The sequence below is a fragment of the Nitrospira sp. genome, assembly GCA_030692565.1.
Taxonomy (GTDB): domain Bacteria; phylum Nitrospirota; class Nitrospiria; order Nitrospirales; family Nitrospiraceae; genus Nitrospira_D.
Window position 1 is genome coordinate 567,630 of sequence record JAUYAO010000058.1, and the last position, 23,217, is coordinate 590,846.

The 23,217-nt window shown below is 58.7% G+C and carries 21 protein-coding genes and 1 tRNA gene; 9 read left to right on the forward strand and 13 right to left on the reverse strand.

The features are described from left to right. Nucleotides 1–139 precede the first annotated feature (139 nt). Nucleotides 140–787: a hypothetical protein gene (locus tag Q8N04_19480; protein ID MDP3092862.1), complete on the forward strand. Its 648-nt coding sequence runs from the start codon at nucleotides 140–142 to the stop codon at nucleotides 785–787. Between the two features lie 179 nt (nucleotides 788–966). Next, nucleotides 967–1,746 carry an enoyl-ACP reductase gene (locus tag Q8N04_19485; protein ID MDP3092863.1) on the forward strand — a complete coding sequence of 260 codons (780 nt, stop codon included), beginning with the start codon at nucleotides 967–969 and terminating at the stop codon, nucleotides 1,744–1,746. 163 nt (nucleotides 1,747–1,909) lie between these two features. Here the strand turns inward: Q8N04_19485 and arfB are convergent, their stop codons facing one another. The 4 genes from arfB to gcvP all read right to left on the reverse strand — a co-directional run bounded on the left by arfB (nucleotide 1,910) and on the right by gcvP (nucleotide 6,322). Then, nucleotides 1,910–2,320 (reverse strand): alternative ribosome rescue aminoacyl-tRNA hydrolase ArfB, encoded by a 411-nt coding sequence (arfB, locus tag Q8N04_19490; protein MDP3092864.1) that lies wholly within the window; start codon nucleotides 2,318–2,320, stop codon nucleotides 1,910–1,912. A 96-nt stretch (nucleotides 2,321–2,416) separates the two neighbouring features. Further along, on the reverse strand, nucleotides 2,417–2,641 hold the full coding sequence (locus tag Q8N04_19495; GenBank protein MDP3092865.1) for a hypothetical protein: 225 nt from the start codon (nucleotides 2,639–2,641) through the stop codon (nucleotides 2,417–2,419). 188 nt (nucleotides 2,642–2,829) lie between these two features. Next, a complete protein-coding gene (locus tag Q8N04_19500) occupies nucleotides 2,830–3,417 on the reverse strand; it encodes a hypothetical protein (protein ID MDP3092866.1) in 588 nt (195 codons plus the stop codon). A 16-nt stretch (nucleotides 3,418–3,433) separates the two neighbouring features. Beyond that, nucleotides 3,434–6,322, reverse strand: a complete 2,889-nt coding sequence (gcvP, locus tag Q8N04_19505; GenBank protein ID MDP3092867.1) for an aminomethyl-transferring glycine dehydrogenase — start codon at nucleotides 6,320–6,322, stop codon at nucleotides 3,434–3,436. Nucleotides 6,323–6,503: 181 nt separating this feature from the next. On the opposite strand from gcvP, the gene Q8N04_19510 reads away from it, so the two are divergent. From Q8N04_19510 to Q8N04_19525, 4 genes are all read left to right on the forward strand, one after another. Continuing rightward, nucleotides 6,504–8,174 carry an FAD-binding protein gene (locus Q8N04_19510; GenBank protein MDP3092868.1) on the forward strand — a complete coding sequence of 557 codons (1,671 nt, stop codon included), beginning with the start codon at nucleotides 6,504–6,506 and terminating at the stop codon, nucleotides 8,172–8,174. A gap of 110 nt (nucleotides 8,175–8,284) precedes the next feature. Further along, a complete protein-coding gene (locus tag Q8N04_19515; protein ID MDP3092869.1) occupies nucleotides 8,285–8,956 on the forward strand; it encodes a response regulator transcription factor in 672 nt (223 codons plus the stop codon). After that, nucleotides 8,956–10,359 (forward strand): ATP-binding protein, encoded by a 1,404-nt coding sequence (locus Q8N04_19520; GenBank protein MDP3092870.1) that lies wholly within the window; start codon nucleotides 8,956–8,958, stop codon nucleotides 10,357–10,359. Before Q8N04_19515 ends, Q8N04_19520 begins: the two co-directional genes overlap by 1 nt. A 110-nt stretch (nucleotides 10,360–10,469) precedes the next feature. Continuing rightward, entirely contained in the window at nucleotides 10,470–11,969 is a 1,500-nt protein-coding gene (locus tag Q8N04_19525; protein ID MDP3092871.1) for a DegQ family serine endoprotease, read from the forward strand. Nucleotides 11,970–12,033: 64 nt separating this feature from the next. Here Q8N04_19525 and purU read toward each other — a convergent pair whose 3' ends face one another. Together purU and rimO are read right to left on the reverse strand one after the other, a co-directional pair. After that, the gene (purU, locus tag Q8N04_19530; GenBank protein MDP3092872.1) at nucleotides 12,034–12,900 is read right to left on the reverse strand and encodes a formyltetrahydrofolate deformylase; all 867 of its coding nucleotides are present in this window, start codon (nucleotides 12,898–12,900) and stop codon (nucleotides 12,034–12,036) included. A 66-nt stretch (nucleotides 12,901–12,966) separates the two neighbouring features. Beyond that, entirely contained in the window at nucleotides 12,967–14,430 is a 1,464-nt protein-coding gene (rimO, locus tag Q8N04_19535) for a 30S ribosomal protein S12 methylthiotransferase RimO (protein ID MDP3092873.1), read from the reverse strand. An 86-nt stretch (nucleotides 14,431–14,516) separates the two neighbouring features. Between rimO and Q8N04_19540 the strand changes: the two genes are divergently transcribed. Then, nucleotides 14,517–15,053: a gamma carbonic anhydrase family protein gene (locus Q8N04_19540; GenBank protein MDP3092874.1), complete on the forward strand. Its 537-nt coding sequence runs from the start codon at nucleotides 14,517–14,519 to the stop codon at nucleotides 15,051–15,053. On the opposite strand, the gene Q8N04_19545 is transcribed toward Q8N04_19540, so the two are convergent. From Q8N04_19545 to trmFO, 5 genes are all read right to left on the reverse strand, one after another. Further along, nucleotides 15,043–15,777, reverse strand: coding sequence for a hypothetical protein (locus tag Q8N04_19545; GenBank protein MDP3092875.1), 735 nt, complete (start codon nucleotides 15,775–15,777; stop codon nucleotides 15,043–15,045). The two genes, Q8N04_19540 and Q8N04_19545, sit on opposite strands and share 11 nt — an antisense overlap. Then, nucleotides 15,774–16,628, reverse strand: coding sequence for a M28 family peptidase (locus Q8N04_19550; GenBank protein MDP3092876.1), 855 nt, complete (start codon nucleotides 16,626–16,628; stop codon nucleotides 15,774–15,776). Before Q8N04_19550 ends, Q8N04_19545 begins: the two co-directional genes overlap by 4 nt. Nucleotides 16,629–16,655: 27 nt before the next feature. Then, on the reverse strand, nucleotides 16,656–17,549 hold the full coding sequence (gene argB, locus Q8N04_19555) for an acetylglutamate kinase (GenBank protein ID MDP3092877.1): 894 nt from the start codon (nucleotides 17,547–17,549) through the stop codon (nucleotides 16,656–16,658). Between the two features lie 190 nt (nucleotides 17,550–17,739). Further along, complete coding sequence (xerC, locus tag Q8N04_19560) at nucleotides 17,740–18,696, reverse strand: tyrosine recombinase XerC (GenBank protein MDP3092878.1); 957 nt, start codon at nucleotides 18,694–18,696, stop codon at nucleotides 17,740–17,742. After that, a complete protein-coding gene (gene trmFO / locus Q8N04_19565) occupies nucleotides 18,669–19,985 on the reverse strand; it encodes a methylenetetrahydrofolate--tRNA-(uracil(54)-C(5))-methyltransferase (FADH(2)-oxidizing) TrmFO (protein ID MDP3092879.1) in 1,317 nt (438 codons plus the stop codon). The genes xerC and trmFO overlap by 28 nt, the downstream gene beginning before the upstream one ends. Nucleotides 19,986–20,145: 160 nt before the next feature. Between trmFO and Q8N04_19570 the strand changes: the two genes are divergently transcribed. Continuing rightward, nucleotides 20,146–20,220: transfer RNA gene (locus Q8N04_19570), tRNA-Val, on the forward strand. A 628-nt stretch (nucleotides 20,221–20,848) separates the two neighbouring features. After that, nucleotides 20,849–22,006: a hypothetical protein gene (locus Q8N04_19575; protein MDP3092880.1), complete on the forward strand. Its 1,158-nt coding sequence runs from the start codon at nucleotides 20,849–20,851 to the stop codon at nucleotides 22,004–22,006. A 21-nt stretch (nucleotides 22,007–22,027) separates the two neighbouring features. On the opposite strand, the gene Q8N04_19580 is transcribed toward Q8N04_19575, so the two are convergent. Further along, on the reverse strand, nucleotides 22,028–22,513 hold the full coding sequence (locus tag Q8N04_19580) for a TraR/DksA C4-type zinc finger protein (GenBank protein MDP3092881.1): 486 nt from the start codon (nucleotides 22,511–22,513) through the stop codon (nucleotides 22,028–22,030). A 91-nt stretch (nucleotides 22,514–22,604) separates the two neighbouring features. After that, the gene (recR, locus tag Q8N04_19585) at nucleotides 22,605–23,207 is read right to left on the reverse strand and encodes a recombination mediator RecR (protein MDP3092882.1); all 603 of its coding nucleotides are present in this window, start codon (nucleotides 23,205–23,207) and stop codon (nucleotides 22,605–22,607) included. Nucleotides 23,208–23,217: the final 10 nt, after the last annotated feature.

Here is a 23,217-nt window from a genome sequence, read left to right on the forward strand (position 1 = left end):
TTCCTGCCACAGGACGTCTGGAGTTAGACGGAGCCGGATGGTAAAATGAAACAAATTCAGATGCTTTTTCTCGCTTGTCCCTGGCACCGGCCTTGCTGTATAAAAACCGACGATTGTGCTTCCCGCTCTAGGAGGAGTCATGCAGCGAGTCGGTCTTGTCATCTTCGCATCAATCGCATTTTGGATTGGGAGCATGACCTCCGGCGAGGCCCAGCCGACTACCCAGGACTTCATTGCCGGAGCCTTGCAAGCCTGCCACGACGGGCGGATTGCGCCGGACCGAGCTACTCGAGCGGCTCTCTACGAGAAGGGGCAGTCCTTGGGGGAGCAAGCCGTTGCGGCTGACGAGCAGTCTGCCGATGCCCACTTTGCCTTGTTCTGCAATCTCGGGGAATTGATGCGCATCGACGGCGAGATGAGCCTGTCTTCCGTGTTTGGATTTCGACGCATGATGAAGGAGCTCAATCGGGCTCTCGAACTCAAGCCCGATCATCTCGATGCCCTCTCTGCCAGAGGAACGCTACTGGTACGACTTCCTTCTATGCTGGGCGGCGATCCGGAGAAGGGTGAACAGGTGCTTCGTCATGTCATTCACGAGGTGCCGGAAGCCGTCAACGCGCGGATCAGCCTGGCAAAGAGCTATTGTAAGCGAGGCCGCCATCAGGATGCCGTGACGCTCGCGACGGAGGCATTGACGCTGGCGAGGGCGCAACAACTCGACGACTTTATTCCGGAAGCCTCCAAGGTGGTCGCACAGCTCCATGCCGTGGGAAACAAAGGAAACTAAGTCGCCCCCCTCTCAACCCACCCTCCTAGAACCGCTCCGCAAATCGTGCTATCTTCAGCCATCGGTTGCCTGGCTTTCTCGATCGTCACACATCAATCGTAATTGGTCATGAGGTGAAGACCTTCAGGCGTGCCACGCAACAGTCGTCTTCTCGTTAAGCGCAAGGAGTACCCACAATTATGTTATTGAGTGGCAAAAAAGGGCTCATTATTGGCGTCGCCAACAAGCACAGTATCGCCTGGGCCATTGCCCAGTCTGCCGCCAGTCAAGGCGCCACGCTCATGTTCAACTACCAGAATGAACGGTTGCGGGAGAATGTGGAAGAACTCGTCGCGACGATGCCCGGCGCAAAGGCGTTTCCCTGTGACGCCGGCGATGACGCGCAGATTGCGACCATGATGCAGAACGTGGGCAAAGAAGTCGGCACGCTCGATTTCCTCGTTCACTCCATTGCTTTTGCCCCTCGTGAAGAACTCACGGGGCAATTTGTGAACACCACGCGTCAGGGGTTCGCGACGGCGTTAGACGTCAGCGCCTATTCACTGGTCGCCGTGACACGCGCCGCGCTGCCTCTTATGACCAATGGCGGGTCCGTCGTCACGCTGACCTACCTCGGCGCAGAACGTGTCGTGCCGCACTACAATGTCATGGGCGTGGCCAAGGCCGCGCTGGAAGCCACTGTCCGCTACTTGGCGAACGATCTCGGTCCTAAGAACATCCGCGTGAACGCGATTTCTGCCGGGCCGATTAAAACATTGGCTGCCCGGGGAGTGTCCGGCATCAGCAAAATGGTCGATCACCACAAAGAGTTTGCCCCGTTGCGCCGCGCAACCGAGCAAGGGGAAGTCGGTGACACCGCGTTGTTTCTCGTCAGTTCGCTGGGGCGAGGTATTACCGGTGAGGTGATCTACGTGGATGGTGGGTATAACATTCTTGGGTCGCTGGCATCGGTGGACTGACGGATGTTGAAAAAGGCCGCCAGCGGCGTTCTCGCATCGTTCAGACCCTCAACGTACCCCAGAGGGTACGCCTCGGTCCTTCACTCGCTGCGGCCTTGCTGAACGGCCTTTTTGAACATCCTACGAGGGTATAACTGGCTTCTGATGTTCCGGTTGAGGTAGCTTACTCAATCGTGCTTCTCAGTGCCTTCAGCCGTCCCTGCTTCTTTTTACTTTCGATCCGCCTGGTCTGAGAACCCTTTGTCGGTTTTGTGGCTCGTCGCGTCTTGCGAGGGACGGCCACGCTCTTGATCAAGAGGCAGAGCCGTTCCAGCGCATCCTCCCGATTCCGTTCCTGCGTCCGATGCTGCTGAGCTTTGATCGTAATAACCCCATCCTGCGACACACGGTGGTCTTTGAGCTTCAACAATTCCTGCTTGTAAAACGGAGGCAGGGAAGACGCCTTGATATCAAACTGGAGATGGATCGCGGTCGAGACCTTATTGACGTTCTGTCCGCCGGCTCCTTGCGAACGCATCGCGTGAAGCTGAATTTCTGAATCAGGGATAATGACGTGTGAGGAAATGTGCAGCATAGGAACTATAGTCTACTGTAGTCAGCTCCTAGTCGTCATGTTCTCTTTGGAGCCGTCGCGGGACAACTATGGGGAGGGTGGCGCCGAAACCTGTGACTATTGCAGTTCCGGCACACGATCGATGATGCGGAGTCGGACGTCGTCGCCGAGTTGGATTTGAACCATTTTGGTCGAAAGGTTTTCGCGGACTTGATTCACGTCGTTCACGGTGAATTGGATTTGACCGCCGCAGCGCTCGACGAGATGATAGAGCAACAGCGTGGTGAGGTAGCTGACTTCTTCGTCGTTGGCGTGCTCGCTGAAATTCAATATTTGAGGCATGATGGTCTCAACATCTCCCTGTGGTGAAGATCCGTTATCGCCGAAGCGGGGTCGATCGCACAATGCCCCAAAAGAAGGGGAGCGGCAAGCGACAGTTTTGTACAATTGAAGGGGCCAACGGGTGAATGCAGTTTGTCAGGCTGTCCGGGAGTGGCAGAACTGTTAGGCCGTTCGCGGTGAGGGCGAACTTACGGAGACGGTGAGCTGCCCGCGGCCGGGATGAATTGCACATGATCAGCCAGTTGGTCGAGGAGGGAGAGGGGTATCGATGGTTCCTTTTGCGGCCTTGCATGGAGAAAAAGAATTCCCTGCAAGTCTGGTCCCATGATCGCCATGCCTCGACCAGTTAAGGAGCCTGCCACGTAGGTTGCCGTGAATGTGCTCCCCTTGCGGGCGACGGGTCCTGCCGGCTCAAACACCAGTGTCTCGGAAATTGGTTGCGGTTCTCCGAGTAGGGCAAAGAGGTCATCCTCTGTCTGGTTGAGAATTGCGAAGGCGAGGACAAATCCCGCCTCCTTTTCTGAGACCAGGAGGACGGCGGCCAGGTTGTCCAGTTGCTCACCGCGCCATCCTGTTGGAATGAGAAAAGAAGCGACGCCGTTTGGCACGCGAACGCGGGTGCCGGCGCGATAGCTCTGCCCCGCTTGCATGTCGACAGTGGTTGTGCGGGCCGGCGGGGATTGTGCCCAACTGCCTGGTGCCCCCAGCACGAGACAACACAGGATAGCCAAGGCTGTGCGGGTGGAGATCGTGACGGTCATTCCATGTATAGGCAAGAACCCATGCCACGGATCAAGGTTGGTAGCTGTCCATCGGAGGACAGGTGCAGATCAAATGGCGATCCCCGTAGGCTTCATCGATGCGGCTGACTGCCGGCCAGAATTTGTTGGCTCTGACAGTTGGAGTTGGGAATGCCGCTTGCTCTCTCGTATAGGGACGATTCCAGTCCGTGGCTGTGACGGTGGTTGCCGTGTGCGGTGCATTCTTGAGCACATTATTGGTACGGGGTTGACGCCCGTCGGTGATGTCTTGGATCTCCGCACGAATCGCGATCATCGCGTCACAGAACCGGTCCAATTCCGCTTTCCCTTCGCTCTCCGTCGGTTCAATCATCAAGGTGCCGGCGACCGGGAACGATACGGTCGGTGCATGGAAGCCGTAATCCATGAGGCGCTTGGCGACGTCCATGGCTTCGACGCCGGAGGTTTCTTTAAAGGGGCGCAGATCGAGGATGAATTCGTGCGCGACATGTCCCGTCGTTCCCGTATAGACGATGGAGTAGTGCTTCTCCAGCCGCTTGGCCATGTAGTTGGCATTGAGGATGGCGACTTGCGTGGCCTTCTTGAGACCGTCCTGGCCCATGAGGGCGATGTAGACCCAGGAGATGGGCAGAATGCTTGCGCTTCCGTGCGGGGCTGCGGACACGGGACCGATCGACTCGCGGCTTCCCTGCCCCGTCACCGGGTGCCCCGGGAGGTAGGGCGCGAGATGCCTGGCGACGCCTATGGGCCCCATGCCAGGGCCGCCGCCGCCGTGCGGGATGCAAAACGTTTTGTGCAAATTCAGATGGCAGACGTCGGCGCCGATGTCGCCGGGCCGACAGAGTCCCACTTGTGCGTTCATGTTGGCCCCGTCCATGTAGACTTGCCCGCCATGAGTATGGACGATCTGGCAGATCCGCCGCACGTCCGCTTCGAAGACCCCATGCGTTGAGGGGTAGGTCAGCATCAAGGCCGACAACCGGTCGCGGTACTGCACGGCTTTCGCTTCCAGGTCGGCGAGATCCACATTTCCCTGTTTGTCGCAGGCCACGACGACCACCGTCATCCCGGCCATCGCCGCACTCGCGGGGTTGGTGCCGTGGGCCGACACAGGAATGAGGCACACATCCCGATGGGGCGCACCCTGTCCCCGGTGGTACGCACGAATCACCATCAGTCCCGCATATTCACCCTGGGAGCCGGCGTTGGGCTGGAGCGAGATGGCGGCAAATCCCGTAATCTCCGCCAGCCAGGACTCCAGCTGCCGGAACAATTCCTGGTACCCCTGCGTCTGTTCTACCGGCGCGAAAGGATGGAGATGGGCAAATTCAGGCCAGGTGACGGGGAGCATTTCCGCTGTTGCGTTCAGCTTCATGGTGCAGGAGCCCAACGGAATCATCGAATGCGTGAGCGACAGATCCTTCCCCTGAAGCCGATGCAAGTAGCGCAACATCTCATGCTCGGAATGATAGCGATTGAAAATCTCATGTGTGAGATAGGAACTAGTCCGTGCCAATGGATTGGGATAGCCGGTCTCAACCGCGCTGGCGAGGTCGATGACCTGGAAGGGCAGGCGGTCATGGCCGACGAAGAGTTCCAAGAGCGTTCCGACTTCGTGCTCGGTGCTGGTTTCATCGAGTGAGAGCCCGAGGGATCCGTCTTCATGGGTCCGGAGATTGATGTACCGTTCAGTCGCTCTGACGCGGATCAGATCGGCCTGGTTCTTGGGCGCGCGGACGCGCAACGTATCGAAGAACAATTCCGGACCTACGTCGAAGCCGAGACGGCGCAAGCCCTCGGCGAGCATCAGTGTCAATCCGTGCACGCGCTGCGCGATGCGGCGCAGACCGTCGGGGCCGTGATACACCGCGTACATGCCGGCCATGACGGCCAAGAGCACCTGGGCCGTACAAATGTTGCTCGTGGCCTTTTCCCGCCGGATATGTTGTTCGCGTGTTTGGAGGGATAACCGGTAGGCCGTATTGCCAGTCGCATCTTTCGAGACCCCGACGATGCGGCCGGGCATCTGGCGCTTGAATTCTTCCTTGGTGGTTAAGAACGCGGCATGTGGTCCGCCGAATCCCATAGGAACACCGAACCGCTGGCTGGAGCCCACGGCGATGTCGGCGCCGAACTCTCCCGGTGCACGCAAGAGTGTCAAGGCCAGTAGGTCTGTGGCGACGACCACGAGTATTCCCGCCTCATGGGCTTGAGCGACCAGGCCGCTGACGTCACCGACGTAGCCGTCACTCCCCGGGTATTGGAGCAACAATCCGCATAAGGTTTTATCCGTGCACTTGATCGAGGCATTGGGGCCTGAGCGAATGGTGATCCCTAGGGGTTCAGCGCGGGTTTGGAGCACCGCGAGGGTCTGCGGATGGCAATCCTGCGAGACAAAGAATTCGGTCCGCTCCTCTCCCCGGGAGCGAGTGATAGCCAAGCACATGGCCATGGCTTCTGCGGCGGCAGTCGCCTCGTCCAGCAAGGAGGCATTGGCCAGGGGCAACCCGGTCAGATCTCCGACCATCGTTTGAAAATTCACCAGCGCTTCGAGGCGGCCTTGGGCGATTTCGGCCTGATAGGGCGTGTATTGGGTGTACCAGCCGGGGTTTTCCAGAATATTCCGCTGGATCACGCCGGGCGTGATGCAATGGTAATAGCCCGTGCCGATGAGCGAACGGTAGACACGATTTTTGGCGGCCATCTGTTTCAGCTCGCCCAGCACGGCCTGCTCCCCTCGCTGCGACGGCAAGTTCAGCGGCTTTCTCAGCTGGATGTCCTGGGGGACCGTGACATCGCAGAGATGTTCCAGCGAGGGCATGCCGGCTACGGCCAGCATGTCGCGGATGTCGTCTTCCGACGGGCCGATATGGCGCTGCGGGAAGAGATCGGTCGGTTGCAGAAAATCAGGTTGAGGCATGGTCGTTCGATCCGCTCGCTATCAGATAGTTTACGAATGGCACATGAGCCGGAGGAGAGTACCATGGCGCTGCTCCATTTCCAATATCCCACGGCCCGACGTCGCCGCTGCTTGCCTTGGGGGTGGATAGTTCTGTAAGTACAGGAGATAAAGGGCATTCTTCCCATTCCTGTGGGGCTTGATGACGACTCAACGAACACATGTGCATGACATTCTCATCGTCGGAGCCGGTCTGGCAGGGATGCGCGCGGCCTTAGCGGCCCCGACTAATTTGGATGTAGTCCTGATCTCAAAAGTCCATCCGGTCCGTAGCCATTCGGTGGCAGCTCAGGGCGGGATCAACGCCGCGCTCGGCGAGAGTGATTCGTGGGAAGCCCATGCCTTCGATACGGCGAAAGGGGGGTTGTATCTCGGCGATCAGGATGCCATCGAGGCGATGTGCCGGGAGGCTCCAGGAGATATCCTCGAGCTGGAGCGAATGGGCGTGATCTTCAGTCGTGATGCCCACGGCCGCATCGCCCAGCGACCGTTCGGAGGGGCCGGCTTTCCGCGCACGTGCTACGCGGCGGATCGCACCGGACACGCGCTGCTGCATGCGCTCTATGAGCAAATTCTCAAACGGCGCACTACGGTCTATGAAGAATGGTACGTCACCGCGCTCGTGGTCGAAGCCGGGGTCTGTCGGGGAGTCATCGCGTGGGATCTGGTGCATGGCGGCTTACGGATGCTGCAGGCGAAGGCCGTCATCCTTGCGACCGGCGGCAGCGGCCGTGTGTTTTTGACCAGCACGAACGCCGTGATCAATACCGGCGACGGAATGGCGTTGGCCTATCGCGCCGGGGCGCCGCTCATGGACATGGAGTTTGTCCAGTTTCATCCGACCACATTGAAAGACACTGGCATTCTGATTACGGAAGGGGCGAGGGGTGAGGGCGGCTATCTGCTCAACACGCTGGGGGAGCGGTTCCTGAAGCGGTATGCGCCGGAGCAAATGGAGCTGGCGACCCGCTCGACGGTCTCCCTGGCGATCGGGCAGGAAATTCTCGAAGGTCGAGGAGTGGATGGGTGTGTGTTGCTGGACCTCCGGCATCTCGGGCGGGACAAAATCTTAGAACGGCTCCCGCAAATCCGTCAGATCGCAATGGAGTTTGCCGGGCTCGATCCGGTTGAAACGCCGATTCCCATCCGGCCCGGTGCGCACTATCAAATGGGCGGAGTCAGAGCCAATCAGTGGGGCGAGACCTCGATCCAGGGCCTCTTCGCGGCTGGGGAATGTGCCTGCGTCAGCGTGCACGGAGCCAATCGCCTTGGCGGCAATTCGCTGTTGGAAACGATCGTGTTCGGGCGACGGGCCGGGACAAGAGCCGGTGAATATGCCGGAACTACGGGGCATGAGACTCCGGCGCCGCAGCATCTCGCTGACGAACAAGCCAGAGTTGAGCGGCTACTCTCTCAGAGTGGGGGAGAGCGTGCCTGGCAGGTGCGGCAGGAGCTGGGGGAGGCCTTGAGCACGAACCTCGGGATCTTCCGGACAAAGGAGTCGATGACGGCGGCGGGAAGCAAGGTTCGTGAACTGCAGCAGCGCGCGGCCGCGGTCTCGGTGCAGGACAAGGGGCGAGTCTTCAACACCGATTTGATCCAGGCGCTGGAGCTCCAATGCTTGGTCGAACTGGCGGAAACCATTGTCGCAGGAGCGCTCGCGCGCGAGGAGAGCCGCGGCGCGCATTATCGGGCCGACTTTCCCACCCGCAACGACGCCGTCTGGCTGCGGCATACGGTGGCTCACAGGGCGCCCGACGGGGTGCGGCTGTCCTACGCTCCCGTGACGGTGACTCGTTACACGCCCAAGTAGTCAATTCCGGCCCTTCGTGGAGCGAGGGGCTGCTCCCTATCCCCTACACGACAACTAGCCGAGAACATCACCCGTAGGTTTGTTATAATCCGTCCGAATAAGGGGTGCGTATGCGTGTCCTCGTGGTTGAAGACGAAACGAAGGTCGGCTGTTTCATCAAGCGCGCGCTTGAGGAAGAAAGTTATGCCGTCGATCTCTGTGAGGACGGGGCCAAGGGACTTGAGATGGCCCTGGCGACCAACTACGATTTGATCGTCGTGGATCTCATGTTGCCGTCGATGTCAGGGATGGATATTCTTAAAGCCGTTCGTCGTGAGCGGATTCAAACGCCGGTAATGATCCTGACAGCGCAGTCCCAGGTCGATCAACGAGTGAAAGGACTCGACGCCGGTGCCGACGATTATCTCACCAAGCCGTTTGCGATCGATGAATTGCTGGCCCGAGTCCGGGCGTTGTTGCGCCGGGGCGCGACGGAGAGCCCCGGCATTCTGCAAATCGATGATTTGGTGCTGAATCCGGCGACCCGCGAGGTCGCGCGGGGCGGGATACGCATTGAGCTGACGCTGAAGGAATATGCGTTGCTGGAATATCTCATGCGGCACACCGGGCGGGTGCTGACGAGGCCGATGATTTCCGAGCATGTCTGGAATCAGGACTTCGACACCTTCACCAATGTCATCGATGTCTACGTCAATTATCTCCGCAACAAGATCGACCGGGGCCGGTCGAAAAAACTTATCCATACGATCCGTGGCAGCGGCTATATGCTGAAAGTCGACTGATGCCACTGCGACTTCGGCTCACGCTCTGGTACGGGAGCACGCTGGCTCTCGTCCTCATCGTGTTCTCCGTGGTCTTGTACAATGTGACGGCACGGAGTCTTCGCGATGCGGTGGATCAATCCTTAGAAGAGACCGCGAACACGGCGGTCCGGTCGCTTGAGGAGCGGGGGTTTCTCCCGCTCATCGACGAAGAGGAATTACTCTCGCAGTTTCCCGAGCTCGCGCGCATCGACAAGTTCTTCCAGATCTTCAGCCCTTCCGGAACGATCACGCTCCGTTCTCCCAATATCAAGCAGCATGAAGTGCCGCTCAGCCGCACGGCGCTCGAAATGACGTTCAGCGGGAAATCCATGTTTGAATCGGCGAAGTATCCGAAGGAGCCGCCGCTCCGACTCGTGTCCGTGCCGATCATGTATCGCGGAACCTTGCTTTACATTGTACAAGTCGGGACGTCGATGGAATCGATCGAAGACACGTTGCGCCGGCTGCTGCTGGTGTTGCTGGTGACGATGCCGATTGCGCTGGCGGTGTCATTGGCCAGCGGATGGTTTCTGGCCGGCCGTGCGCTGCGGCCGGTCGACGCCATCACGCTGGCGGCCCAGCGTATCGCCGCCGGCGATCTCAGCCAGCGTTTGACGGTCTCGACCTCTCCCGACGAGATCGGGCGCTTGGCCAGCATGTTCAACGACATGATCGGCCGGCTCGATGTGTCGTTCCGCCAGATTCGACAATTTACCAGCGATGCGTCCCACGAGCTCCGGACTCCGTTGACCGTCATGAAGGGAGAGACGGAATTGGTGCTCCGGCGCTCCCGCCCGTTGGGCGACTACCAAGTCGTCCTCGAAAGCAATCTGGAAGAAATCGATCGCATGACGCGCATCGTCGACGAGCTGCTCTTCCTCTCCCGTGCCGACATGGGAGAGGTGAGAATGGAGGCGCTGCCGGTCGGCCTGGAGTCGCTCGTCGAAGACATCCACCGGCAGGCGACGCTGCTCGGACAGGATCGCAACATCGCCGTCACGCTTGGCACGGTGCAGCCGGCCGTCGTCCAAGGCGACGAACTCCGGCTGCGCGAGTTGTTGCTGAATCTGGTGGAGAATGCGATCAAGTACTCTCATCCCAACGGAAAGGTCGAGATCTCGCTCGTCACAGAAGGACCGAGCGCGCGCCTGTCGGTCAGAGATCAAGGGATCGGCATCCCGCTCGATGATCTGTCCCGTATCTTCCATCGTTTCTTCAGGACCGATGGGGCCCGGGCCCATACGAAGAAAGGTACGGGTCTTGGACTCGCGATTTGCACCTGGATTGCCGAATCTCACAAGGGCCGTATCGACGTGACCAGTGAGCCGGGCGTCGGGTCGACGTTTACGGTTACGCTCCCACTAGCGACCCCATCCGCTTAACGACTTCTAATTCGCAGCTAATCCCCTTCTCATCACCGGCTGGTACGGTCACTCGTACATCAAGACGAGAACGATCTATTCACCGGTATCATTGTCATGAGGAGGAAACCATGAAGAAGTTGGTTCAGAAGGCAGTCGTTGCGGGTCTTGCCATTGCCGCGGTGGGAGCGGTCCTGACCTGGGGTGGTCAATCGTTGCCCTCTTCCCACGCCTCCAGCGGAATCCAGCCCGCGGCAACCGCCGTGGCGCTGCCAATCGCCCCGGGGGCGAACGGGTTTACAGAGGTCGCCAAGGCGGTCACCCCGGCGGTGGTCAACATTACGACGATCACGGGCGAGAAAGTCTCCGACGGGCGGAAGATTCCCGATGAACTGCGCGATCGGATGGAAGAGTTCTTCGGCGGGCCTGGCGGCCCGCGCGGTTATCGCGGGCCGCAGGGTCCGGGAGAGCCTCGTGGACATCGTGGGGGCGGCCAGGGCTCCGGGGTGATTGTGTCGTCGGATGGGTATGTGCTGACCAATAACCATGTGATCGAAGGCGCGCAGGAAGTCACGGTCACCTTGCCCGACAAACGCGACTTCAAAGGCACGATTGTCGGAACCGATCCCAAGACCGATCTGGCGGTGGTGAAGATCGATGGACAGAATCTGCCGACGGTGGTGTGGGGCGATGCCACCAAGCTGCAAGTCGGTGAGTATGTGCTGGCGGTCGGGAACCCGTTCGGGCTGAATTCGACGGTGACGCTCGGCATCGTGAGCGCACTGGGGCGGGGCCGGATGGGCATCACGCAGTACGAAGACTTCATTCAGACGGATGCCGCCATCAATCCAGGAAACTCAGGCGGTGCCTTGGTGAATACGCGCGGGGAACTGGTCGGGATCAATACGGCGATCTTTTCACAGACCGGCGGGTATCAGGGGGTGGGATTTGCCGTACCGACCAGCATGAGCAAGCCGATTTATGAAAGCCTGATCAAGAGCGGAAAGGTTGTGCGTGGGTACCTGGGTGTCGGGATTCAGGACCTCAGTCAGGACCTGGCCAAGTCATTCGGAATTAAGAGCGCGAAGGGCGCGCTCGTCAGTGACGTGAAGGAAGAGGGGCCGGCTGACCAGGCCGGTCTCAAGCAGGGCGATGTGATCATCGCGTATCAAGGCGCATCCGTCGAGGATGCGGTGGCGCTCCAGCGCCTGGTGACCAGAACAGGGGTCGGGATGAAAGTGCCCGTCAAGGTGATCCGTGACGGCCATGAGAAAGATCTCACGGTGACGATCGGGGAACAGTTGGATACGACGAAGGTTGCGAAAGCCGAAGCCGGTGAAGCGGACTATGCTTTTGCCGGAGTGGCGGTTCAGGATCTCGACCGGGAGACCGCGAAGGAGTTGGGCATCAAAGGCAAGGCGCAGGGAGTGGTGGTGACGGGCGTCGAGCCGGAGAGCGGCGCCGAAAAGGCCGGTTTGATGGCAGGGGATGTCATTCGAGAGATCAATCGCCAGCCGGTCAAGTCGGTCAAGGAATTTGAGAAGGCCTCATCAGCGATCAAGAAGGGCGACCATGTTCTGATCTTGATCAATCGCCATGGCAATGCGTTATTTCTGACCGCGAAAGTGTAGGTGAGAGACCGGGGGATGGGGCGCTCGCCTCATCCCCCGCTAGCAGACTCTTTCAGTATCCTGCCTAATCGAAGACGACGGTCTTTTTTCCATACACCAACACCCGATGTTCGATATGCCGGCGCACCGCGCGTGCCAGGACAATCTCTTCCAGGTCGCGTCCCTTCCTTACCAGATCATCGACGGTATCCCGGTGTCCGACGCGAATCACATCCTGTTCGATGATCGGTCCCTCGTCGAGGTCCTGGGTGGCATAGTGGGCCGTTGCGCCGATGATCTTCACGCCCCGCTCGTAGGCCTGCCGATAGGGGTTCGCGCCGATGAACGCCGGGAGAAACGAATGATGAATGTTGATCACCGGGCAGCCGATTTGAGCGAGGAAGTCGGCGCTCAGAATCTGCATGTAGCGGGCCATGACCACGAGTTCAACACAGTGAGATTTCAACGCCGAGATGACTTGCTGCTCTTGCTGGGGCTTGGTTTCCTTGGTGACCGGTAAGACCACGAAAGGGATCTTGAACAGGTGGGCCCACTCCGCGCAGGTGTCATGATTGGAAATGATGACCGGAACATCGATGCGTAACTCGTCTCGACGGTGCCGTTGGAGGAGGTCCGCCAAGCAGTGATCTTGTTTCGAGACGAGCATGCCGACGCGCGTGCGGTGGCTGGAGTGATGCACCTCGTAGCGCATCTCAAATATTTTGGCGATGGGGGCGAAGGCGGCGGAAATCTCGTCGGGAGGAATCTGCAATCCCTCGGTGGCGAACTCCATCCGCATCAAGAAGTCGTTCGTTTCCTCATCGGTGTGGTGATCCGAGTCGAGAATGTTGCCGCCGAAGTCGTGAATGAATCCCGACACGCGGGCGACAATGCCCTTCCGGTCTTTGCAGTGGATGAGAATCACCACGGAATCTTTACGAGTGGCTGCCATGCGGATACGCCCCTTTCGTCAGTTTTCAAAGAGTGTCACAGATCGGGAATCGGGTGTGGCGTGAGGTCAGGAGACGATGTGGCCGACGAGATCGTACGTGGCTGCATCCGTGATCTCGACCTTGACGAGGTCGCCAGGCACGGGACGGGGCGCGTCTCGGCGCGCCCGGGGCGGGCGGGTGAGAAGGTCGGGCTCGTCGTTGATATAGACGACGCCGTCGATCTCGGGTGCGAGGCCTTCGTGCCGGCCTTCCAGCAGCAACGGAGTTTCCTCCGAAGGCCCTTCCACAAGGACCTCCATGACCGAACCGATACGATCCTGCCCGCGTGCCGCGGCAATCCCTTCCTGGATGGCGAGCAGTTCGTTCCGTCGTTCTTCCATGACGCTGCGCTCGATTTTGTCGTCCAGCGACACCGCTGTCGTATCTTCCTCGTCCGAGTAGAGAAATGCGGCCACTCGGTCGAAACCGGATTCCGCCACGTAGGACTTGAGTTCCTGGTAAGCCTTCTCCGTTTCACCGGGAAATCCAACGATGAAGGCGGTCCGGAACGTCAGGCCGGGAATGCGGGTGCGAATGCGGTCCACGAGTTTCTCGATGGCGGCTCGATTCCCCAGACGGTGCATGCGCTTCAGCATTCGGTCGTTGATGTGCTGGAGCGGCATATCGATGTATTTGGTAATCTTTTCCTCGCCCGCATAGAGGTCGAGTAGATCATCGGTGACTTGTTGGGGATAGAGGTAGAACGGTCTGATCCAGCGAATGTCCGGAATCTTCACCAGCGCGCGAAGCAGCGAGGTGAGACCGCCTCGAATACCCAGGTCCACGCCGTAGTTGATCGTATCCTGGGAAATGAGGTTGAGCTCTTTCACGCCTTCGCCGGCGAGGCGCTCCGCTTCGGCCACAATGGATTCGATCGACCGGCTCCGCTGTTTCCCGCGCATGATAGGAATGGCGCAGAAGGCGCAATTTCGGTTACACCCTTCGGCGATCTTCACATAGGCACTGTGCGGCTTGCCGAGCCGTAGGCGCGGAGAGTCCGCGTCGTAGAGGTAGGGCGGTTCGCTGATCCAGAGTCGTTGCTGGCGTTTGCTGGGCGTGAGGAGGTTACGACAGATTTCTGCGATCTTCCCGAATTCCCCGGTGCCCACCACGCCGTCCAATTCCGGCAGTTCTTTGAGTAGATCACCTTGATAGCGTTGAGCCAGACAGCCTGCGGCGATGAGGACCCGGCAGGCGCCTTTCTTCTTCAGTTTGCCATGTTCGAGAATCGAATTGATCGATTCCTGCTTGGCTTCTTCGATAAAGCCGCAGGTATTAATAATGACGACTTCAGCTTTCTTGGGGTTGTCGGTCAGCTGGAAACCGTCGTGAACCAGCGTGCCCAGCATGAGCTCGGAGTCCACCTGGTTTTTCGAGCAGCCCAGATTGACAAAACCGACGGTGGTTTTACGGGCGGCAACGGGTGCCTTGGTTTGCGCGGCTTTCTTGGTGGCTTTCTTGCGATCAAGCTGGATCAACGGTGTAGACATGAGCGGCAGTCTACGGGAGGGTTGAAAAGGCTGTCAACGCGTCTTGGTCTTGAAATCCAGGCCATGCTTCACCTACAGTGCGCACCGTGATTCGAACATTCAAGGGTATTAAGCCCACCATTCCGGACTCCTGCTTCATCGAGGACACCGCTGTCGTTATCGGCGATGTGGTCATGGGTGAGGAGTGTAGTGTCTGGTTCAATGCCGTGATCCGGGGCGATGTGCATTATATCCGCATGGGGAATCGGACCAATGTGCAGGATCTTTGCATGCTGCACGTGACGCACGATACTCACCCGCTGGTCATCGGGAATGAGGTCACCATCGGCCATAGCGTGGTCTTGCATGGTTGTACGATCAAGGATCGGGTGCTGGTGGGCATGGGCGCGATCATCATGGACGGCGCCGTGATCGGGGAGGACTCGGTCGTGGGCGCCGGCGCGTTGGTGGTGGAGGGGACAGTGGTTCCGCCGAAGAGCGTCATTCTCGGCTCGCCCGGCCGGGTGCGGCGTGGGGTCTCGGATGCCGAACTCGCCTGGATCAAGGAGTCGGCTGCCAATTACGTGAAATACGCTTGCCAGTACATGGACGACTCGTCGAAGCGAACCGGATTTAAGATCTAGCCTGGCGTACGGTTCGAGTTCTCGCTGCCGCACCTCCAATCTTCATAAAACAGACTGGATCGCCAACCAGGGCGGTCTGAAATTGTTCTCGTTCAACGAGGTACGGGATATTCTTGCGATGGCACCAGTCGGCGATCCAGACCACTTCTTCCGTTGAGGTGGTCACCAAACCCGGCAGGCTCAGTTTCGGCATAACGCCATCGACGATGGAACGCACGATGCGGCGCTGCTGCTCAAATTGGCGCGGGTCGAATGTCACCGGATCGGCGGTTCCGTAAGACAGCGGGGCCAAGTGAGGGAATCGTTCCGGATCATTGAGCACACTCACCATCCAGAGATGATCGAAGCGTCCCTTGGCCTTGGCTGCATCAAGGCTATGAAATCGAACCAGCAGGGATCGGCAGGCTCGATTGATGGCGGCGACCTCGGTTCGGCGAAGATTATAGGGCTCGACTTCTCGTTGGAGGTCGAGCGTTTCCATGAGAAGCGGCGGGAGCTCCGCGACACCCGCTCCCACATAGAGGCTCCGGCCATGCGGGTCGAGGCGATCGTAGAGCGCACGAGCGATCCGGTTGCCCAGTCGCTCACAGGGCTTTCTCTTGGCTTGCCAGAACTCATCGCCGCCTTCGTAACAATAGACCGGGCCGAGCGCCTTATAGTCTAAATGGGCAAAGAGCTGGGAGACGGCGGCTCGTGTCGGCCGGCTAAGGGGCTTGGGCATCATGGCCTTTCCGGCATGGCGGCAAGCGCCAGCACTGCATTCGTGACGGCGTCAGCCACGGATGCGAGGAATTTCAGGTTAAGGGTGTCGACCGTATCGGTGGATCGATGGTAGTGCGGATTTCGAAAATTAGCGGTGTCGGTCACCATCACGGCAGCGAAGCCCTGTTCCCAAAAGGCCGTATGGTCGCTTCGGCTGGTGTCGGGAAGCTGTTCCCCGTTACCAGGTACGACCAACGGAACGACGGGGATGGCGGGAGCCATGGCTTGCGACAACGCGGAGGTCAGGGAGGCTGACGCCTGGTTTCCGATCAGCGCGAGAAAGTTTCCGACAGAAGGTACGGCGACGGGAATACCGGGGGGCGTTCGCTGCGAGCCTTCCTGCTCGTTGGCATATCCGACGCATTCAAGGACGATGGCCCCATAGACGGACTGGCCGGTCTCGGCGAGGTGGGCTACATACGCGCGACTGCCCAGCAGATCTTCTTCTTCGAGGCAGAAGGTTATGAATCGGACCGGTCGCGCCAGTGCGGTCTGCGTGAGTCGACGGGCGACTTCGAGAAGGATGGTGAGCGCGCTGGCATTGTCGTCGGCGCCGGGCGATCCAATGACCGTATCGTAGTGGGCAGCGAGAATCAGCGGTGGAGCGGCCGCGCTATTTTGCGCAGCCCTAGTTCCGATCACGTTGTCGTAGGTCTGTCCCAAGGTCTCAAATCGGTGCGTGGTGACCTCAAGGCCCAAGCGGATGAACTGCTGTGTTAAGTAGACGGCTGTCTCCCGCAATGCGACCGGCGATGTGTCGGGATGGCGCTCGCGGGTAAGCGCAGCGAGGTGGGTCGTCAATTCGTCAGTCACGCGGCTGGTGCTCGTGCTTGGAAAGGGTTACGACACAATCTCGGTGCCGATGCCCTTGCGGGTAAAGATTTCCAGCAAGAGGGCATGAGGGATGCGGCCGTCGATGATGTGCGCTTTCCCGGCCCCCCCGGCCAGGGCGTCGAGGCAGGCATGCACTTTCGGCAACATGCCTTCGCCGATCACGCCCTTCTTTACCATTCGCTGCACATCTTTTCGTGAGACCGTCGAAAGGTGGCGGTTGTTGGCGTCACGGATTCCCTTGATGTCGGTCATCATCACGAGTTTTTCTGCATGGAGCGACGCGGCAATGGCGCCGGCCACGAGGTCGGCATTGATGTTGTACGTGTTGCCTTCCTTGTCTGTTCCGATCGGTGCGATGACGGGGATATAGTGGTCTTGCTGGAGCTTCAGCACGAGACTGGGATCGACCGCTTGTACTTCGCCGACCAGCCCGAAATCACCCTGGTCGTCGCCTTCTAAATCTTTACCTAAACTCTTCGCCCAGGATTTCGCGGTGAGTGGTTGAGCCATAAGCAGCCCGCCGTCTTTTCCGCTGAGGCCCACGGACCGGCCGCCGTGGCGATTCAGGAGTTCCACAATTTCCATATTGATTTTGCCGGCCAGGACCATCTCCACGATTTCCATGGTGGCTTCGTCGGTGATCCGGACGCCATGGCGGAACTTGGCTTCGATGCCCAGTCTGGTTAGCATCTTGTCGATCTGCGGTCCTCCGCCATGCACGATGACCGGATTGAGCCCGACGTATTTGAGCAGGACGATATCTTCCGCGAACCGTTCCTTGAGCGCCGTCTCGGTCATGGCATGCCCGCCGTACTTAATGACCACCGTTTTGCCTCGGAAGGTGCGGATGTAGGGCAGCGCCTCGATGAGGATATTGGCTTTCTTAATCAGTCGATTCATGGGCTGCTCCTAGTTCTCAGAGGATGTCCCGGATCACATTCCGATCCTTCACCGCGGCGCGCACAGGCTTGCGGGCCGTGACTATATCAATTTCCTCCAGAAACACAATCCTGTTGTGCTCGAACCGGTATCAATTTTCTCGCAAGTTTATGGTCATCTCGGGCTGAATCGGAGGCCGTTGAGCCAGTGTTCACGTTGCGGGACCGTCTTGCCCGGCCGGCGGCGTCTTGGCCGTCTTTGTCTTGGCCCGGGGATGGGCGCGGTCATAGACAGCCAGGAGTTGGTCGGTGGCCAGATGCGTGTATTTTTGTGTCGTGCTGAGCGAGGCGTGTCCCAACATCTCTTGAATAGAACGCAGGTCCGCGCCTTCGTCGAGGAGATGGGTCGCGTAGGAGTGGCGGAGTGCATGGGGGCTGACGGATCCGCCATCCAGGCGACTTGAATAACGAGCAACCAGGCGGGCGACACTCCGTGAGGTCAAACGACCTCCCCGGTGATTGAGGAACAGAGGGGTCGCAGGTCGATCATCGCCCGCCGCATGTTTCAGCGAGGCCCGATAGGTTTGAATTGCCTGGAGCGCGACATCGCCGATCGGAACGATGCGTTCTTTCCGGCCCTTGCCGCGGAGATGGACGAGCCCGTCGGATCGGTTGAGATCGCCGAGGTTGAGCCCGACGGCTTCACTGACGCGGGCGCCGGTGGAATAGAGCGTTTCCAGGATAGCCCGGTCTCGCAACGGCAACGACGTGCGCCCCTCGGGGAACTCCATCAAGACATTCGCATCATCCTTCGTCAGTACCCGCGGCAGTGTCTTCGGGAGCTTGGGACTTCGAATGTCTTCGGCCGGATTCTTTTCGACCGTCCCTTCGCGGACATGGAATCTGTAGAAGCTTCTCAGGCAGGCGAGTTTGCGTGCGAGAGAGGAGGCCTTTTCACCCTTGCGGTCAAGCCAGTGCAGATAGGCGCGCAATGAATCCGCGGTCACGTCGCCTATGGCGACTATGGACTGCGGCTGCGGCGACGGTCGGGCTTGCGCGAGAAAGGTCGTCAGCTGTTGGAGGTCAGAATGGTAATTGCGGATGGTTTCCGGTGAGGCCTGACGCTCGACGGTGAGAAACGTCATGAAAGCGCGGATTGCGTCATCCATCTCTCAAAATCCTCGCGAGCCCGCTGGGCGATGAGTTGCCGTTTCTTTTCTTTGTCCCTGGTCGGCTGGGCGAGGGGCGGGAAGAGTCCGTAATTCGTATTCATCGGCTGGAAATGTTTCGGGTCGGATGAGGCCACATGGCCCACCAGGCATCCGTGGGCGGTCGTGGCCGGCGGAGTGACCAGCGGCTGGCCCGCGATGGCGCGTGCCGCATTGATACCCGCGAAGCCACCCATGGCGGCAGATTCGGTATAGCCTTCCACCCCGACCAATTGGCCGGCAAAAAATAAGGTGCCGCGCGACTTGAACTGCAGCGTATTCAAGAGCAACTGGGGGGAGTTGATAAAGGTATTCCGATGCAGGCTGCCGTAGCGGAGGAACTCCGCCTGTTCCAGGCCGGGGATCATGCGAAACACCCGTTTCTGTTCCGGGTAGGTGAGCTTCGTCTGAAAGCCGACCATGTTGTAGCAGGTCTTATGGATGTTTTCGGTCCGGAGCTGGATGACCGCTGTCGGTCTCTTGCCGGTCTTGGGGTTTTCGAGTCCAACCGGTTTCAGCGGGCCGAAGAGCATGGTCTGCCGGCCCCGTTCCGCCATGACTTCTATGGGGATACAGGCTTCAAAATAGGGGGTCTTCTCAAATTCTTTCGGCTGGACTTTTTCGGCCGCCATCAGGGCGTCGTAAAAAGCGTTGTATTGAGCCTCATCCATCGGACAGTTCAGGTAGTCGGCGCCTCCTTTGTCATAACGCGAGGCGGCGAAGACGATATCCATATTGATCGACTCCGCGTCGATGATCGGGGAGATGGCATCGAAGAAATACAAATGGTGGGATTGCGTCACCGCACGGATCGCCGCCGACAGTTTGTCCGACGTGAGGGGGCCTGTGGCAATGATGCAGAGGCAATCCGTCGGGATCTCGGTGATCTCCTCATGCAGGATGCGGACATTCGGATGGCTTTCCAGTGCTTGAGTGATTTTGAGTGAAAACTGGTCGCGATCGACGGCGAGTGCTGAGCCAGCCGGCACCCTGGCCTGTTCGGCCGAGGCGATAATCAGCGACCCCAGCCGCCGCATTTCTTCTTTGAGGATGCCGGGGGCGTTCAGCGGATCGGCTGACCCGAGGGAATTGGAACAGACCAGTTCCGCCAAGCCACCGGTCTTGTGCGCTTTCGTCATCTCCTTGGGACGCATCTCATAGAGCGTCACCTTCGCGCCCCGGTTAGCCGCCTGCCAGGCTGCCTCGGAGCCGGCCAGACCACCCCCTATGATGACGATGTCATCTCTCATGCCCACACATGCTCCTCTCAGGGAAAATAGGAAGGCCGCATTCTAGAAACCGAGTTTCGGGGAAGTCAAGGCGCCGCCGCCGGTTCTATGCCTACGGCTCGTATCATGGTGCTCTTGCAATTGAACCCGCGAATTGCTCCGTGCTAGACTTGGCCCGCATGGGCGATTGGCTCAGTGGTAGAGCGCTTCCTTCACACGGAAGAGGCCACAGGTTCGATCCCTGTATCGCCCACCATGCTGTTTCTGCTTCGCACCCCATCGCCGCTCGGCCAGGTTCGTAAGGTAATTGTCCAGTTTCTGGACAGAATCAGGGATGTCGGCTACACTTCACACTGTATTTCGGGGATCGCTTAGGCCACTGTCGATGGGATCGAACAAAGTGAGGTTACGTATGCGACCAACATCATGGGCAATTGGTGCGGTGCTGATAGCGGTGCTTGCAACAGGGTGTACGACGACGAATCAAGCAGGCACGGCAGCAGAAAGCGAGTACACGCCTGCGACTAGTATCTACAATGTGCTGGATAGTACCGCAATGGTGTACTCAGATCCTCGTGCAGGCAGTCCGATAAATGACAATCCCATTCGTTGGCTCGGTTTTTTGTTTCACCCGATTGGCCACGCGGTCGATTACGCGGTGAATCGGCCAATCTATGCCTTGACGAGTTCGTTCCCCTACCTATTTGGTTACACGGCTGAAGATAGCATGCAAGATAGTCTACGTCGCTGAGTCGACTCTCCCCATCGAAACATAAAGCCCGTTCCCTCATCCGGAGCGGGCTTTTTCTTGCCTATTCGCAAAGCCTCCCGAATTCGTGTAAGTTTCATTGGCCTCAGACTCTGGATTCTTGACCGGAGACCGTATGCCATTGCACCGCCGATTCGGCACTCTCGCAATAAGCAGTATCCTATTGAGTCTGATAGCCGGATGTAGCGGTCCGCCTCCTCCGATTCGACCCAATCTTCCCCCATCCGAGAGCGATCTCGTTCTGCTCAAGACGACGGCTGCGTTGTGCGATCGTAAACCCGAGGTCCTGAAAAAAGTCCCGCCCCAAACATTCACGGTAAGACCCTGGGGAAGCGGTCAGGAATTACTGTATCCCTCTGCGCACAGTCCCTCACATGCAGATGAATCGTATTTTTTCGATGAGGACGGAATGCTCGTGGGAGCGATCTTTATGTTCCCGAGTGGGTTGGATCTCGAACCCTATCCAGTCTTGAGAAAAACGTTGCAAGCCTTGAAGCCACAATTGGAGTTTTATCTGAACGTCTCGCAGTTAGCGACCAAGGCCAATATGGACTCCAGCGCCATCTTCGATACCGGCGATGAGAAAACGACGGTCGAGTATCTGGTGACCGGCAACCGGGAGCATATGATTCTCCTCACGGCTTCGTTCACGATTGACCCCTATGTCCGACTCTTTTCGCCCTACCGGCGGGAATTTCTCGACAGGCTCCGGGAGCCGGCTGGCGGCAAGTCGGGAATGAAGATTGAGAGTCAGGGAAGCGAAGACAAAGAGCCGTTTGCCTCCTTGCAGCAGTTCGCCCGCGGTCAGACGGCGCAATTAGCCTATTGCGGAGACAAGCATTACGACATTGCGGCCGATGCCTACCAGAAGTCGATCACAAGCGGCTTCGCCAACAAAGTGTGGATGGCAGAAGCCCACCATCGTTTGGGCGTCTCGTTGGATGCGAAAGGACAATTTGAAAAGGCGAAGGCTGAAATGCTTCAGTCGCTCGCCATCCGGCCGAATGTTCCGGAGGTGATGAACAATCTCGGGGCTGTCCACAATAAACTCGGGGAGAAAGCTGCGGCCATGAGTCTGTTTGAAAAGGCGGTGATCCTACGGCCGAACTACGCCATGGCTCGCTACAATCTGGCAGAGGCCTACGAGGCGACGAATCCGAAACGGGCACTCGCCGAATATGAAACGTTTCTGGCGCTTGTCGAAGGAATTCCCGAAGAGGAGGGGAGAATTGCCCGGGTCAAGGAGCGATTGAAAGTTCTGAAAAAACCGTGAAGGAGAGATGGGGAGCCCGGATTACCGGCGGACCCGTTCTTTCTGTTCCTGAAGGGTTTTGCACTCGATACAGAACGTTGTGACGGGACGGGCTTTGAGCCGCTTGTAGGGAATGTCCTCACCGCATTGCTCGCAGATGCCGTAGGTCTGCTTCTTCATCCGATCCAAGGCTTCATTGACCTTCTTGAGCAGCTTCTGCTCGCGTTCCATGATCCGCATGGAAAAGCGCTGATCTTCTTCTGCCGACGCCTGATCGCTCACATCCGGTAACGCTTCCGGGGTTTTGTGCTGTGTCAGCACTTCTCCCACTTCTTCAAGCAGATCAGCGCGCTGTCGCTCTAGGGCTCGTTGAATGTCAGGATACTTCGAACGACTTTTTGAAGAAGCCGATTTCTTGGGAGAAGCCGGTTTCTTGGTCTTGGCGGATACCGTGCGAGCGGCAGTCTTCTTGCGTGAAGAGGTCGTCCGTGACGCAGAGGTTTTTTTTCGGGGTGCAGGTGCCTTCATGGATGCTGGCTCCGATAGTCCCAACCGAGGAGGAACTATAGCAGCCGTCCAAAGAATGGGTCAACGGGAATGATCCTGAAGGATATGAAGCCTACAGGTCCCGGCGGCCCTCAATCGACTTCAGCAGCGTGACTTCATCGGCATACTCGATATCCATGCCGACCGGGATACCGTAGGCGATACGGGACACACGGGTGACAAAGGGCTTCAGCAATCTGGTGAGATAGATCGCGGTCGCTTCCCCTTCAATCGTCGGACTGGTGGCGAGAATAACTTCATCCACGCCGCCGAGCTTCACCCGTTCAACCAGTTCCTCTGCCCGAATATCGCCCGGGCCGATGCCGTCGAGGGGAGAGAGGGTGCCCAGCAGCACATGATAGAGACCGCGATAGCCGGCGGCCCGTTCAATCGCGTAGGTCGTGCTGGGCTCTTCCACGACGAGGATTTTGGTCCGGTCCCGCTTGGGATCGAGGCAGAATTCGCACAACTCGCCTTCGGCAATATTGCGGCATTGCCGGCAGAATGCCAGCCCGTCCTTGACCGCGCGGATGGCATCAGCCAACCGGAGCGCGTCCTCACGTTCTGCCTTGAGCAAGTGAAAGGCCAGTCGTTGTGCGCTCTTCTGTCCTACACCGGGAAGGCGAACCAGTTCTTTCACGAGCCGAGCGAGTAACCCACGTTGATCGATTGACATATTTGAATCG